This is a genomic window from Vibrio sp. D173a, assembly GCF_030248475.1.
This window is the reverse complement of record NZ_JAHGAH010000587.1, coordinates 1-1,263: the sequence shown is the minus strand read 5'-3', so window position 1 is coordinate 1,263 and position 1,263 is coordinate 1. Positions and strand designations below refer to the sequence as shown.

The 1,263-nt window shown below is 48.9% G+C and carries 1 protein-coding gene and 1 pseudogene; both read right to left on the bottom strand.

Features of this window, described 5'->3' with window-relative positions; all coding sequences use genetic code 11:
* Positions 1–267, bottom strand: a pseudogene (locus tag KIV40_RS27720) (hypothetical protein); the annotation flags it as partial.
* A 7-nt stretch (positions 268–274) separates the two neighbouring features.
* Positions 275–1,263 (bottom strand): glutamate--cysteine ligase (gene gshA, locus KIV40_RS27715; RefSeq protein ID WP_285352410.1); only part of this gene is annotated, 989 nt, incomplete at its 5' end.

The window sequence follows — 1,263 nt, the reverse complement described above, 5'->3', positions numbered from 1 at the left end:
TTTCGGTGGGCGGGCATCGTGACGAAAGCTACTCTCTTGTTTCACAAACGCCATCGCTACATTAATTGGCGTGCCCCACTCTTCTTGCATATCGATGGCATCGTCATACCAAGACGGGTTCTCGCGAAAGATACTACACAGGTTGTCTTGCTTCTTAGGCGGAGGAGTTGCACAACCTGCTAAGAGGCTAACAGCAACACCCATAGTGACCCAAGATAACAGCTGGCGACGCTTGTTACTTAATACGGCTTGAATCCTTTCCACCATAAACTCGCTATGCTTTAAGGTACGAGAAGTAATCAGCTAAGAAGCTATCAAAGTCTTGAGTACTCGCCTCTTCGACCTGTTTCTGCGCCATCACTGAACGTGCAACCTCAGATTCCATCAGCTCTGCTGAGTAGACTTGGTATTGGTGATCACGGTGCTTCTGAGCGTACTCTTTACCTAGCTCACAGCCAACCTTGCCTAAACCGCCGTGCCTCTTAGTCTCTTCTAGTAGTTGGCCAGAGATCGTCAGTTCTGGATTATCAATCCAAGCTTCTAGGGTGTCGCATGTCTCTTGGTAAGCACGGCCACCTTGCTCAGCATCCATCAATTCTGCAATCACTCGAAGGTCTTTAAAGACGCGCTTCGCCCAATCTTGCAGCGACAGTTTCTCGCCGTGGCAACCGATTTGCAGCTCAAGACCCACTTGACGACCTTCAAGGATCACCTTGTTCCAGTTGTCACGCCAGCACTCAAGTTCACAGTTGTCCATCTCAGCAGACTCAGATAGAACACTCCAAGTTAGGAACAGGTCTAGGAAGCGAACCTGCTGCTCGGTAATACCAATTGAGCTGAACGGGTTTACATCCAATGAACGAACCTCAATGTACTCAACACCGCCGCGCGCTAGCGCTTCAGACGGTTTCTCACCACTTTTCGCCACACGTTTAGGGCGAATTGGTGCGTACAGTTCATTTTCAATCTGCAGAACGTTGCTGTTCAGTTGACGGTATTCATCGTCAACTTTAATACCGATTTCAGCAAACTCTTGTGATGGTGTGCGAATCGCTTTGTTCAGCCCTTCAAGGTATTGGTCTAGGCTATTGAAACCAATCTTAAGCACACTTTGCGCGCTGTTGGTGTAGCCAAGGTCGCTTAGGCGCAGTGCCGTTGCTTTTGGCAGGTACAAAGTGCCACCTAGCTGTTCAAACGGTAGTTTGGTTTCGCGGCCTTTGATGAATGAAGAGCAAAGCGCAGGAGATGCTCCAAAGAAGTATG